This is a genomic window from Pseudomonas sp. F-14 TE3623 (assembly GCF_053629015.1).
Genome location: NZ_JBRJHM010000001.1, coordinates 401,912 through 414,771, shown reverse-complemented (window position 1 = coordinate 414,771; position 12,860 = coordinate 401,912). Strand labels below are relative to the sequence as shown.

Sequence of the window (12,860 nt, the reverse complement as noted above, 5' to 3'; positions counted from 1 at the left end):
AAAACGGTGCGCCAATGCGCGCCGTTTTTCGTTTCCGGCTTTCAGCTTGTAGCACCACGCAATTCGACCTCGAATACCAGCGGCGTGAATGGCGCGATCAGGTCGCCGGCACCGTCGGCACCGTAGGCTTGGGCCGATGGAATCACCAAGCGCCATTTCGCACCGACCGGCATGTTTTGCAGCGCACTGCGCCATCCGCTGATTACGCTATCAAGACTGAACCACTGCGGCTGGCTGTTCTGGTCGAACACCGAGCCGTCAGGCAGGCGTCCGACATACAGCACCTGGACCTTGCCATTTGGACCGGCCTTGGCACCGGTGCCCGGCGCCAACTCTGTCAGCAATATTCCATCTGTCAGTTCGCGAACGCCGGGTTTGGCTTTTTCCTCGGCGAGAAAACGTCTCTCGTTTTCTAAAGCCAATTCGCTTTGCGGCACAGGCGATTGCATGGCAACCCGGGCTTCATGCTCAGCCAGAATCTGTTCGATCCGCTCATCTTTCAGTGCCAGCGGCTTGCCCTGATAGGCTTGTTGCAAACCTTCGAGCAGGGCCTGAAGTTGCAGGTCCGGAACTTCCTGGCGCAAGCGTTCGCCAAGGCTTGCACCCAAGCTGTAAGCGAGATCGTGAGCGTCATTTGCGGCGTTTTTTTCGGCGGCCTGGGCCACGGAAAAAAACACGCACAGCGATAAAAAAAAGTAGCGCGACATGGGCACTCTCCGACCTGAGATGCGCAGGATTATGCCAGTGCGAATGCGCTCGAAGGTGAACTGGTTTTACCTAAGCGCAGAACTTTTTTGATTCGTTGCAACGGAGTGCTTTAGATACTGTCAACATGCCCTAGCGGCGGTAGCAGCAGAGGTCTAGTATGAGCCGCATTCACGTCAGCCAGGAGGTAAACCATGTCGGCCACCAAGAAGCCTGTAAATACTCCGTTGCACTTACTCCAACAACTCTCGGGCAGCTTGCTCGAGCATTTGGAAAACGCTTGTTCCCAAGCTATGGCTGATGCTGAAAAACTGCTCGCCAAGTTGGAAAAGCAGCGCGGAAAAGCGCAGGAAAAACTGCACAAATCCCGGACCAAATTGCAGGACGCTGCGGCGGCCGGCAAAGCCAAGGCGCAAGCCAAGGCCAAAGATGCGGTGAAAGAACTTGAGGACTTGCTCGATGCCCTCAAGGATCGCCAGTCCGAAACGCGCAGCTACATCCTGCAACTCAAACGCGACGCTCAAGAAAGCCTGAAACTGGCCCAGGGTGTCGGTCGTGTCCAAGAGGCTGTCGGCAAGGCGTTGTCCCTGCGTTCGGCCAAGCCAGCTGCGGCAACTGCGAAGAAAGCCGCTGCCAAACCAGCTGCTGCAAAAGCACCGGCCAAGCCTGCTGCCAAAGCCCCGGTGAAAGCCGCAGCCAAGCCAGCCGCAAAACCGGCGGTGAAAAAACCAGTCGCTGCCAGTGCTGCAAAACCAGCGGCTAAAACGACGGCTGCCAAACCTGCCGCCAAGCCAGCTGCTGCCAAAACAGCTGCCGCTAAACCAGCTGCAAGAACCACGGCTGCCAAACCCGCCGTGGCAAAAACCGCAGCGGCAAAACCAGCGGCTAAATCTGCTGCCAAGCCAGCCGCTAGAACTGCCGCCGCTAAACCGGCTGCCAAGCCAGCCGCCAAACCTGTCGCGGCTAAAACCGCCGCAGCCAAGCCAGCTGCAAAACCAGCTGCTAAACCCGCTGCAAAAGCTGCGGCCAAACCCTCCGCTAAACCGGCTGCCAGAACTGCTGCTGCGAAACCTGCTGCCGCTGCCAAGCCAGCCACTGCTGCAAAACCAGCCGCTGCAAAACCGGCTGCAAAACCAGCAGCAAAACCGGCCGTGAAAAAGCCAGTCGCCGTTGCCAAACCGACTGCTGCGTCAGCGATCAAGCCAGCAACTCCGGCCCCGGCTTCTTCGGCTTCGCCCGCGCCTGCAGCAACCACCTCGACCACCACGTCTGCGCCAACGCCAGCCGCGTCGTCGAGTATCAGCACCACCCCAACCAGCGCTTCCTAAGTGCCGGTTACCGCGACGCGCAGCTGATGCAGCGCGTCGCGGTCCAGGTTGGCGGCGCCCCCCGCCATACCTTCCAGCCAGGCCGAGAGATCGGTCGCCTCATCCTGCGGCCATCTCTTTGCCGACCGCTCCAGTCGCAACAACAACTGTCGCTCAGCTTGCAGTTCCAGGGTTTTGACTTGTTCGCGCAACGTATTCAGTTCGGCATCCTCGGCCGCGCCGGCTTTCCATTGCCTGCGCAACGCCCGTAGCGGTCGCACGACCTCCGCGTCCCAAGGCTCGGCCACGTAGCGAAGTTGCTGTAATCGTTGCCCATTGCAGGCGACACCTCGCTGTCCCAGCCACAATCCACAGAGCAGCAGGCACACGTTCACCCCTGCCGACTGTAATTGCAGGCAGGCAGCTTCAACGCCGGGACGGGCGTAAGTGCCAAGGGAAAAGCTCCACAGGTCAGAGGACATAGTGCTACTCGCGCCAGTTGCGAGCGAAGCTGGTAGACTCCGCCGCCATTATGATTCGACTTCAGAACCTGACTTTACAGCGTGGCCCGCAACGTCTGCTAGAAGACGCCGAGCTGACCCTGCACGCCGGCCACAAAGCCGGCCTCATCGGTGCCAACGGCGCCGGCAAATCGAGCCTGTTCGCCTTGATCCGGGGCGAACTGCACCCGGACTCGGGTGATTGCTTCCTGCCGGCCGACTGGCGCATCGCCCACATGCGCCAGGAAATCGAGACGCTCGAGCGCATCGCGGTCGACTACGTGCTCGATGGTGACCTGCGCCTGCGCGAGGTGCAACGCGACCTCGCCGCAGCCGAAGCGGCCCATGACGGTGCCGCTCAGGCCCGCCTGCACTCGGAACTCGACAGCGCCGACGGCTACACCGCCGACGCTCGGGCTCGAAAGCTGCTGGCCGGCCTTGGGTTCACCAATGAGCAGATGGATCGGCAAGTAGGAGATTTCTCCGGTGGCTGGCGGATGCGTCTGAACCTGGCGCAGGCTTTGATGTGCCCTTCGGACCTGTTGCTGCTCGACGAACCGACCAACCACTTGGACCTCGACGCCATCATCTGGCTCGAAGAGTGGCTTAAAAGCTACCCCGGCACCTTGATGCTGATTTCCCACGACCGGGACTTCCTCGATGCCGTGGTCGATCACGTAGCCCACGTCGATCAACGCAAGATCACCCTGTATCGCGGTGGTTATAGCGCCTTCGAACGCGCCCGTGCCGAACGACTGGCCCAGCAACAACAGGCCTACGAGAAGCAACAGGCGCAACGTGCGCACATGGAAAGCTACATCGCCCGCTTCAAGGCCCAGGCCACCAAGGCCCGTCAGGCCCAGAGCCGGATCAAGGCGCTGGAGCGGATGGAAGAGCTGTCCGCCGCGCACGTCGATTCTCCGTTTGATTTCGTCTTCCGCGAATCGACGAAAATTTCCAGCCCGTTGATCGATCTGTCGGATGCTCGACTGGGTTACGGCGACAAAGCCATTCTGGAGAAGGTCAAGCTGCAACTGACTCCCGGCGCACGGATCGGTTTGCTCGGCCCGAACGGCGCGGGTAAATCGACCTTGATCAAAAACCTCGCCGGTGAGCTTGAGCCGTTGGCCGGTCGCCTGACGCGCGGTGAAAACACCGTCGTTGGCTACTTCGCCCAGCATCAGCTCGACTCCCTCGACTCCAAGGCCAGCCCGTTGCTGCACTTGCAGCGCCTGGCGCCGACCGAGCGTGAGCAGACCCTGCGCGACTTCCTCGGTGGTTTCGACTTCCGCGGCGCGCGTATTGATGAGCCGGTACTGAATTTCTCCGGCGGTGAGAAGGCGCGTCTGGCCCTGGCATTGATCGCTTGGGATCGACCGAACCTGTTGCTGCTCGACGAACCGACCAACCACCTGGACTTGGAAATGCGCTTGGCGCTGACCATGGCCTTGCAAGAGTTCAGTGGCGCGGTACTGGTGGTCTCACACGATCGCCATCTGCTCAAAAGCACTACTGACAACTTCTATCTGGTGGCAGACGGCAAGGTTGAGGAATTCGACGGCGACCTGGAAGACTACGCCCGTTGGCTGGTCGAATACCGTCAACGCAATGCCCCGGTCAGCAATACCCCGGTCAATCCGGACAAGACCGACAAGAAGGCCCAGCGTCAGGCTGCTGCTGCGTTGCGTCAGCAACTGGCACCGCACAAGCGTGAGGCCGACAAGCTTGAAGCCGAGCTGGGCAAGCTGCACGAGAAGCTGGCGAAGATCGATACCAGCCTCGGCGACAGCGACATTTACGAGCCGATGCGCAAGAACGATTTGCGTGATCTGCTGGCTGAACAAGCCAAGCTGAAGGTGCGTGAAGCCGAACTTGAAGAAGCCTGGATGGAAGCGCTGGAACTGCTGGAAAGCATGCAGGCGGAGCTGGAGGCACTGTCCTGATGGAAGCCTTCAAGCTGCCTTTGCCGGCTGGGTGGGGCGAGCCGCTCTGGCTGGTCGCGCAAATCCTGCTAATCCTGCTGGCCGGCTATATCGCCCAGCGTGTCGTCGCTAAATGCCTGACTCGATTGGGTGAGCGCTACCCGTTTCCGCCGCAGTTTTTCATGCCGCTGCGCGGCGGTTTGCGCTGGCTGATCATGGGCAGCGCGCTGATCTTCGTGCTCGAACGCCTTGGCGTGTCGGCCACGGTGCTCTGGACGGCGTTGTCCGGTTTCGTTGCGGTGGCCGCCGTGGCGTTTTTCGCCATGTGGAGCGTGCTGTCCAACCTGCTGTGCGCGATCCTGATTTTCACCGTCGGCCCATTCCGTATCGGCGATGTGGTCGAATTGGTGGATACCACCGACAAGCCCGGCGTCAAAGGCCGGGTGGTGGCGATCAATCTGCTCTACACCACGCTGATCGAAGCCGAAGAACTCGGTACCGGCAGCGCCATGGTGCAAGTGCCCAATAGCCTGTTCTTTCAGCGTTCGGTTCGACGCTGGCGCGGCACTGATGTGTTCTCTTCGAACGGGTTTGAAAAATAGGCTCTGAATTCCTGCATCGATGTCGCCTGATATACCGCTTTCGCGAGCAAGCCCGCTCCCACACTAGATTGATGTGGATCACAAATTTTGTGTCCACTGGAGATCCCATGTGGGAGCGGGCTTGCTCGCGAAGGGGGCCTCAAGCCGTAAACGCTGGTCGGCAGTCGCCATGTCCTACAAAAAATCGGTAGTCATCGGCCCAAAGGCGCATTAGCTTAGACGTCTGTCACGAGTCTGAGTCGAGGTGTGCGATGGTGCTTCAAACATGGCTGGCGTTTTTTGCCGCCTGCTGGGTGATCAGTCTTTCTCCCGGCGCCGGCGCCATTGCGTCGATGTCCAGCGGTTTGCGCTACGGTTTCTGGCGCGGTTACTGGAACGCATTGGGCTTGCAACTGGGCCTGGCGTTGCAGATTGCGATTGTTGCTGCCGGTGTGGGGGCGATCCTCGCGGCCTCCGCCACAGCCTTTTACGCGATCAAATGGTTTGGCGTGGCCTATCTGGTCTATCTTGCGGTCAAGCAATGGCGCGCGCTGCCCAACGACATGAGCGACGACGCTGCCATCCGGCAGATCGGCAAGCCGATGGCGCTGGTATTCCGCGGTTTTCTGGTCAACGTCAGCAACCCCAAGGCCTTGGTGTTCATGCTCGCGGTGCTGCCGCAATTTATCGACCCCCACGCGCCGCTGGTGGCCCAGTACCTGATCCTCGGCGTGACCATGATCTGTGTCGACCTGATCGTCATGGCCGGCTACACCGGGCTGGCGGCCAAGGTGCTGCGTTTGCTGCGCACACCCAAGCAGCAAAAACGCATGAACCGCACCTTTGCCGGGCTGTTCATCGGCGCGGCGGCCTTTATGGCGACCCTGCGCAAAGCCGCGGTGTAAAACCTTCAGGCACAAAAAAGGCGACCCTCACAGGTCGCCTGATCGTTCCCATGCTCTGCGTGGGAATGCCTCAACGGACGCTCCGCGTTCGGCTCTTTGGGACGCAGAGCGTCCCTGGCTGCTGCATTCCCACGCGTAGCGTGGGAATGATCAGAGCCTACTCAGTGCAGAATCACCGGCGCCGTATCCCGCGGCAGGTTATTGCGCAGCGGCGCCTGCCCCGGCTGCTCATAGCCACCGCCACCGAGCTGTTGGCTCAGTTGCGCAGCCACATCCTCACCCAGTGCCTTGGACACATCACGTACCACCCGTGGGCGGTTCAGCGAAATCTTGATATCCCGGCCATTCACCAGTTTGGTGTCCTGACCTTCGCCCATCGCCGTGAAGGCCGAGGTGATCTCATAGGTCTTGGTGTTGATCAGACTGAAATCCGCCACCAGCGTCAGCCCCAGCACTGCCGAATAGCTGTCGGTGTTGGCCAGTTCGTTCATGTCGCGGGTGAAGTCGATGTCTGACACGGTGCCGAACAGCACGTAGTCGGCACCCTTGAAGCTACCGGCCTTGATCCGCTTGATCACGTCATACACATCACCTTTGGACGAGGCTGTATAAGGCGTGCCCTGCACCAGCTGGAACATGCCGGTGCGCAGAATCTCGCCCTTGATGTCGCCAGTGAATTTACGCAGCTCGCCTTGCTCGATGTAGCTGCTGGTTGCTTCGTACTCTTCGTAACTGGACGAACCACTGGCGCCGTAATAGCTCTGGCTGTGGTTGCTCTGGGCCGAAACAGTGTGGACGTATTGTTCCACCCGTTCCTGATACGCCAGGTCCGCTACTGCGACTTTCGGGGCCGCTTGCACGCTGAACGCGCAAGCCAGGGCCATCATGCCAATCCATGTGCGCATCGATTAACGCTCCGTGGTTTTGCGAATCTCTTTTTCGTCCATCCACTCGGCCAGACCGCTTTCTACATCGATCAACTGCAGGCTGAATTTGTAGAAGACGTCCTTGTAATCGCTGCTGCGCTTGACGATCGAGCTGATCGAACCTTCGATGCGATACTTGGCTGCGATCATGTTGCCAGTCTTGGCCACGGTGCTTTTCTTGTACAGGCCGCTCTGGTTTTGTAGCTTGAGCTGGTCAACCTGGCTTTGCATGGCAGTGTTGTCGCTGGCGAAGCGGGCGACACCGGTCTTCATCAACTGGGTCTTGATGCTGGTGGTGATTTCGCGGGTATCGATGTACTCGCTGGTCTTGTTCTTCACGTCGTAAACCTGAACCACCGGACGGCCTTGCAGGATGCCGGACTGGGCCAGGGAGCGCGTCATGGATTCGGCGATCATCTGCAGGTCGGTGGAGCCGAACTCGTTGGTCACGGTTTCCACGGCCTTGGTGTCGCCGTAGCTGATGTTTTTACTGCCCAGGGTCGGCGAAGTGTTGGCGCAACCGCTGGCCAGGAGGGCGATGACGGCGATGAACGAAAAGCGTGCAAACATGGGAATGCTCTCTAGAACTGAACGAATGGTGTAGGGCTTAAGGCGTTTTGATTTCGAGACGGAAATCCACGGCTTTGGTGGTTGGCGCAATGGCCTGAATGAAACGGGTCTGCTCGCCATACATCATCTGGCTTTTCCAGGTTTCTTCTTCGGCAACCGGGAAACCTTCAGGGCCGAGCCAGGCAAAACGGTAGTAGAAGGTCTTGTTGTTGTAGCTGGTGTTGCTCAGCTGCGCATTGACCGTCATGAAGCCGTTTTCCCGGGCCACGCGCATGGCGCCGACCACGATGTTCTTGAGCTTGCCCATGGCCACGACCTTGCTGGCAGCGCTGCCTGGCTCTGGCGGTGGCGGGGTGGCGCAGCCGGCCAACAAGGCGAGGGCGACGACAGCGATGAATTTGAAGCGCATGCAAAAGACTCCGTTCTTAAGGTTGTTTGAGGCTGGCCACGGCGGTCGGGTTGGCGCTCGGGATCACGTGCGCAGCCAGGCCGCTGGCGAATACTTGATTGCCCACGGCGCGCAGAGTGATGACCTGAAAGCGCTGATCGACGGTGACCTTGACCACCGAGCCGCCCACGGCGCTCGGCAGCGTGACGCTGTGTTCGCCTTTCTTCAAGCGCAGACGCACTACCTGAGTGTTGTCCGGCAGCGTACGCCACGTACGGGTATCGGCGCCTTCGAGCACGGCTGAAGAAATACCGACTGCAAGACCCGCCAGCGGGTTGGTTTCGTTGATCTGCTTCTGCGCCACGCCACGGGTGATCGCCCGCACAGTAGTGCGCAAGATGATGCCCGGCATGTCATCACGTAGCGCACGACGGGACATGGCGGTGGTGCTGTTGAGTTGAGTCAAGTTCAGCTGCTGACCATCCACGCCGATCTGGGCGAAGGTGGCAGTGGAGCTATCCGGCTTGATGATCGGAAACGACAGCGGTGTGATCACCACGTTGTTGCTGATCGGCAATGGCAGCGGAATGCGGATCGAATCGCGGGACGGCGCCAGGCCGCTTTGCACGACGATCAGGATGTCGCTGTCATCGTTCTTGGCCGGTTTGTCGAGATTCACGAGCGCCTGTTCCAGCAGTGGCGTGTTCGGACGCAATTCGGCGGCTTTGCGATAACCCGGCGCCGCCAGATCTTTCTCGCCCAGAGCTTCATAGACGAAGCCGGCCAGGTAATGGCTGAACGCGCTCTGATAGCTGTTTTTCAAACCGACCACTTCTGGCGCGTCGAGGCTGGCCACCGGGTAACCCTGAAGATCCTTGTACTGGGTTTTGACGCCTTCTTTCTCGGCTTGCTCTTCGCTCTTGAGGTATTCCTTGTCACGCAGGTCGGCGATCACCGCTTCACGCTCGTGAGTTTTCTTGATGGCGGTGCGCGCGCCGTCGAAGTCATTCACCGCCAGCAGGTTGAGGGCCATCTGCGTGGTCAGCATGACTTTTTCGTAGTCGTAGCCTTCGTAGCGACGAACCTTGTCGTTGACCAGGAAACTGCCGAACTGAGCCAGGTATTTGTCGGTATCGAGTTTGACCGCGTCTTCCCACTTGCCCACCACCTGATCGGCACTGGTCCAGGCGTTCTGGCTGCCGGACAAGTCGCCTTTGGCGCGCAGCAGTTCACCTTTCTCGAAGTAATAGAGCAGGTCTTTGTCTTTGCTGGTGTTGTTCTTTTCCAGCAGGGTCAATGCGGCGTCGACGTTGCCGGAAGCCAATTGCTGGTTGGTTTGTGCAAGTTCCGAATCGTAGTTACGAAAGGCCGAGCAGCCGGAAAGCAACGTGACAGCGCTGAGCGCGATCAAGGTGGGGGCACGGAATGCCATAAGGGGTACGTCTTCCCTGAATATAAGCAGCCGCGTGCTGGTCGGGCTGTTGGGACCCATCGGCAGGGTTGTTGGCCTCCTGCCAATTCCTCATAAAAAAAGGAGCTTAAATGCCATATCGCAATAACGACGGCGCGGCATTATAAACAGGGATGCCGGCTATGTAATGGCTTTTTAATTACATGATTTCACAACGTGCCACTACTTATTTCAGGCCTGGTACCTCAGCGCTTCGCGCTGGAAATACCAACAAAGCTTGAGTGAAACTCATTGGGAGTGAACAATGTGTTACTTCGTATTTCCATTTGAGATTTATTCATGATTGCCTCCTCTCGTTTTCTGGCGTGGCTCGTGCTGCCGGTGATCGCGTTTTGCAGCTTCAATGCGCTGGCCGAAACCACGGAAGGTGCGCCCAAGGCCCTGCATTTGCTCGATTACATTGGCGCTGATTACCCGGCGACGGTCGAGGCGGGCAAAGTCATTGATGAGTCTGAATACCGCGAACAGCAGGAATTCCTGAAGGTATTACAAGGCTTGATCGCCGATTTGCCGGCCAAACCCGAACGCGCAGAGCTGGAGCAGGGCGTCAGCAGCCTTGGCGCTGCGATCGCCGCCCGCAAGGACGGCGCGGATGTTGCCCGTCAGGCGCGGCAGCTGGGGGCAAAACTGGCGGTGACCTATGAGGTCAGTCAGGCCCCGGTCATCACCCCGGACCCGACTCGCGGCGCGCCGCTGTATGCCCAGCAATGCTCGGTGTGCCATGGCGATGCGGGCGCCGGTGACGGCCCGGCGGGTGTCGGCATGACGCCACCGCCGGCCAATCTGCGCGATGCCGTGCGACTGGACCGTCTGAGCCTCTATGCGATCTACAACACGCTGGGCATGGGCGTTGAAGGCACCGACATGCCGGCCTTCGCCGATCAGCTCGATGATCGCCAGCGTTGGGACCTGGCGACCTACATCGCCAGCTTCAGCGCCGATCCGGCCGCGGCAAAATCCGGGAAAACCTACAACATCGCCGATCTGGCACGTCAGACGCCCGCCGAAGTGCAGGCCGCCGAGGGTCCGCAAGCGGCCGCGACCTTCCGCGCGCAACGAGCGCAGCCGCCGCAGGTCAAGCGTGGCCCGGGGCAGTTGCTGGAATACACGGCCGCTACGTTGGACAAGAGCATCGCAGCCTACCGCGCCGGCGATCACGATCAGGCCTACGACCTGTCGGTGGCGGCGTACCTGGAAGGCTTCGAGCTGGTCGAAAGCTCTCTGGACAACGTCGACGCCAACGTGCGCAAAGACACCGAGAAGTCCCTGATGGCGTACCGTCAATCGTTGCAAGATGGCTTGCCGGTGGCCCAGGCCGAGCAGCGTCTGGAGGCGGCCAAGGCCAAATTGAAAGAGTCCGCTGGCCTGCTCGGCAGCGATGGCTTGAGCTGGTCGCTGAGCTACATTTCCGGCCTGTTGATTCTGTTGCGAGAAGGTCTGGAAGCGATTCTGGTGCTCGCGGCGATCCTCGCGTTCCTGCGCAATACCGGTCAGCAATCGGCGGTGCGCAGCGTCAACATCGGTTGGGGCCTGGCGCTGCTGGCCGGGCTGGCGACCTGGGCGGTGGCGGCGTATGTGATCGACGTCAGCGGTGCCCAGCGTGAACTGCTGGAAGGCGCGACGGCGTTGTTTGCCAGTGTCATGGTGCTCTGGCTTGGCGTGTGGATGCACGACCGTCGCCACGCAGCGGCCTGGCAGGATTACATCAAGAGCAGCCTGGTGAGTGGCGGCGGGCGTTTCGGGTTTGCGATCCTGGCGTTCTTCTCGGTGTATCGCGAGTTGTTCGAAGTGATCCTGTTTTACGAAACCCTGTGGTTGCAGGCCGGGCCGGCAGGGCACAACGCCGTCATGGCGGGCGGGGCGACGGCGCTGGTATTGCTGATTGGTCTGGCTTGGGTGATTTTGCGCGGCTCGGCGAAACTGCCGCTGGCGTTGTTCTTCGGCATCAATGCCGGGCTGCTGTGCGCGTTGTCGGTGGTGTTTGCCGGCCATGGTGTGAAGGCGTTGCAGGAAGCCGGGATCTTCGGCACGCGACCGGTGCCGTTCTTTGACTTCGACTGGTTGGGGATTCACGCTGATGCGTATTCGCTGAGTGCCCAGGCCGTGGCGATCATTGCGATCATCGTGCTGTACAGCCGTAGCCGGATGGCCGAGAAGCGGCGGGTGTCGGTTTCTTAAAAGCATTCGCTGCGCTCACAATCGCGAGCAGGCTCGCTCCCACAGGATTGCGTATAACCTGTGGGAGCGAGCCTGCTCGCGATTTTTTTGGAAGAGGAAAACACTATGCGCGTGTGGATCGATGCCGACGCTTGCCCGCGGGCAGCCAAGGATCTGGTGGTGAAATTCGCCCTCAAGCGCCAATTCGAAGTGGTGCTGGTGGCCGGTCAGCCGCAGATCAAACCGGGCCTCGCCCTGGTGAAGCTGATCGTGGTGCCTAGCGGCCCGGATGCCGCCGACGATTACCTCGTGGAACACGCGGTGCCAGGCGAACTGGTGATTTGCAGCGATGTGCCGCTGGCGGACCGGCTAGTGAAGAAGGGCGTTGCGGCGCTGGATCCACGGGGCAAGGAGTTCGATGCGCAGAACATGGGCGATCGACTGGCGGTGCGTAACCTGTTCACCGATCTGCGTGAGCAGGGTCAGATGAGCGGGGGGCCGGCACCCTTTGGCGAGCGCGAGAAGCAGGCGTTCGCCAATGCGCTGGACCGGATACTTACCCGGTTGTCGCGCAAGTCTTAAGCAAGACGGTGGTCCCTGTGCGAGCCTGCTCGCGATGGGGTCGGCACATTCAACATTGATGTCGACGGTTAGACCGCTATCGCGAGCAGGCTCGCTCCCACATTGAACAGTGTTACTCGTCGTTTTCGTGGGTCAGTTCCAGTACGCGGTCGACCAGTTTGTTGATGCCGGAAGCAGCCTCGCTGATCGATTGCGCCAGCATGTACGCCGGAGTGCTCACCAGCTTGCGCGCCTTGTCTTCGACGATGTCGGTCACTGCGCACTCGGCATGGGTGGCGCCCATTTTGTTCATCGCGGCGGCGGTATCGGCATCGTTGCCGATGGTGCAGGTCACACCCGGGCCGTAAATCTTGGCCGCCAGGGCTGGCGAGATGCAGATCAGCCCCACCGGTTTGCCGGCTTCGGCGAACGCTTCGGTCAACGCCAGGACGTCAGGCTGAACGCTGCAACCGGCGCCTTCGACGGCAAAGTTCGACAGGTTCTTGGCCGATCCAAATCCGCCAGGAACGATCAGCGCATCGAAGTCTTCGACGCTGGCTTCGCGAATGTCCTTGATATTGCCCCGGGCGATCCGCGCCGACTCCACCAGCACGTTGCGCGCCTCGGGCATTTCTTCGCCGGTCAGGTGGTTGATTACATGCAACTGCGCAATATTAGGTGCGAAACACTGCACCTGGGCGCCGCGCTGGTCCAGCCGCAGCAGGGTGATCACGCTTTCGTGGATCTCGGCGCCGTCGTACACGCCGCAGCCGGAAAGGATCACTGCAATTTTTTTGCTCATGGGCTTTTCTCCAGATTCATGGCGTTAAATGTCCACTAATTTGTCACTCGTTGCCATAGGGTTAA

General features: G+C 60.0%; 13 protein-coding genes. 6 read left to right on the top strand and 7 right to left on the bottom strand.

Translation table 11 applies throughout. From position 1 onward, the window contains the following. Positions 1-41 precede the first annotated feature (41 nt). Complete coding sequence (locus AB7M29_RS01900; RefSeq protein ID WP_217856830.1) at positions 42-707, bottom strand: FKBP-type peptidyl-prolyl cis-trans isomerase; 666 nt, start codon at positions 705-707, stop codon at positions 42-44. Between the two features lie 192 nt (positions 708-899). On the opposite strand from AB7M29_RS01900, the gene AB7M29_RS01895 reads away from it, so the two are divergent. After that, positions 900-2,033 (top strand): AlgP family protein, encoded by a 1,134-nt coding sequence (locus AB7M29_RS01895; protein ID WP_454246218.1) that lies wholly within the window; start codon positions 900-902, stop codon positions 2,031-2,033. Here the strand turns inward: AB7M29_RS01895 and AB7M29_RS01890 are convergent. Next, positions 2,030-2,494, bottom strand: a complete 465-nt coding sequence (locus tag AB7M29_RS01890; protein ID WP_217856828.1) for a TIGR02444 family protein — start codon at positions 2,492-2,494, stop codon at positions 2,030-2,032. The two genes, AB7M29_RS01895 and AB7M29_RS01890, sit on opposite strands and share 4 nt — an antisense overlap. Positions 2,495-2,544: 50 nt before the next feature. Between AB7M29_RS01890 and AB7M29_RS01885 the strand changes: the two genes are divergently transcribed. The 3 genes from AB7M29_RS01885 to AB7M29_RS01875 all read left to right on the top strand — a co-directional run bounded on the left by AB7M29_RS01885 (position 2,545) and on the right by AB7M29_RS01875 (position 5,920). Then, positions 2,545-4,455 (top strand): ATP-binding cassette domain-containing protein, encoded by a 1,911-nt coding sequence (locus AB7M29_RS01885; RefSeq protein WP_123360932.1) that lies wholly within the window; start codon positions 2,545-2,547, stop codon positions 4,453-4,455. Further along, positions 4,455-5,036 carry a mechanosensitive ion channel family protein gene (locus tag AB7M29_RS01880; RefSeq protein ID WP_052964537.1) on the top strand — a complete coding sequence of 194 codons (582 nt, stop codon included), beginning with the start codon at positions 4,455-4,457 and terminating at the stop codon, positions 5,034-5,036. The genes AB7M29_RS01885 and AB7M29_RS01880 overlap by 1 nt, the downstream gene beginning before the upstream one ends. Positions 5,037-5,287: 251 nt before the next feature. Then, positions 5,288-5,920: a LysE family transporter gene (locus AB7M29_RS01875; RefSeq protein WP_007899339.1), complete on the top strand. Its 633-nt coding sequence runs from the start codon at positions 5,288-5,290 to the stop codon at positions 5,918-5,920. A 161-nt stretch (positions 5,921-6,081) separates the two neighbouring features. On the opposite strand, the gene AB7M29_RS01870 is transcribed toward AB7M29_RS01875, so the two are convergent. From AB7M29_RS01870 to AB7M29_RS01855, 4 genes are read right to left on the bottom strand one after another with little or no spacing between them, the layout of a single operon-like run. Beyond that, a complete protein-coding gene (locus AB7M29_RS01870) occupies positions 6,082-6,825 on the bottom strand; it encodes a penicillin-binding protein activator LpoB (RefSeq protein ID WP_217856827.1) in 744 nt (247 codons plus the stop codon). A gap of 3 nt (positions 6,826-6,828) precedes the next feature. Beyond that, positions 6,829-7,416: a penicillin-binding protein activator LpoB gene (lpoB, locus tag AB7M29_RS01865; RefSeq protein WP_008012492.1), complete on the bottom strand. Its 588-nt coding sequence runs from the start codon at positions 7,414-7,416 to the stop codon at positions 6,829-6,831. Positions 7,417-7,453: 37 nt separating this feature from the next. Then, positions 7,454-7,825, bottom strand: coding sequence for a YcfL family protein (locus AB7M29_RS01860; protein ID WP_217856826.1), 372 nt, complete (start codon positions 7,823-7,825; stop codon positions 7,454-7,456). A 16-nt stretch (positions 7,826-7,841) separates the two neighbouring features. Continuing rightward, the gene (locus tag AB7M29_RS01855) at positions 7,842-9,236 is read right to left on the bottom strand and encodes a COG3014 family protein (protein ID WP_217856825.1); all 1,395 of its coding nucleotides are present in this window, start codon (positions 9,234-9,236) and stop codon (positions 7,842-7,844) included. 318 nt (positions 9,237-9,554) lie between these two features. Here AB7M29_RS01855 and AB7M29_RS01850 point away from each other — a divergent pair, with 318 nt between their 5' ends. Both AB7M29_RS01850 and AB7M29_RS01845 read left to right on the top strand, forming a co-directional pair. Then, complete coding sequence (locus tag AB7M29_RS01850) at positions 9,555-11,453, top strand: FTR1 family protein (protein WP_454246217.1); 1,899 nt, start codon at positions 9,555-9,557, stop codon at positions 11,451-11,453. Between the two features lie 105 nt (positions 11,454-11,558). Beyond that, positions 11,559-12,014 (top strand): YaiI/YqxD family protein, encoded by a 456-nt coding sequence (locus AB7M29_RS01845; RefSeq protein ID WP_008076086.1) that lies wholly within the window; start codon positions 11,559-11,561, stop codon positions 12,012-12,014. A 112-nt stretch (positions 12,015-12,126) separates the two neighbouring features. On the opposite strand, the gene elbB is transcribed toward AB7M29_RS01845, so the two are convergent. Continuing rightward, positions 12,127-12,795 carry an isoprenoid biosynthesis glyoxalase ElbB gene (gene elbB, locus AB7M29_RS01840; RefSeq protein WP_052964543.1) on the bottom strand — a complete coding sequence of 223 codons (669 nt, stop codon included), beginning with the start codon at positions 12,793-12,795 and terminating at the stop codon, positions 12,127-12,129. Between the last annotated feature and the right edge of the window lie 65 nt (positions 12,796-12,860).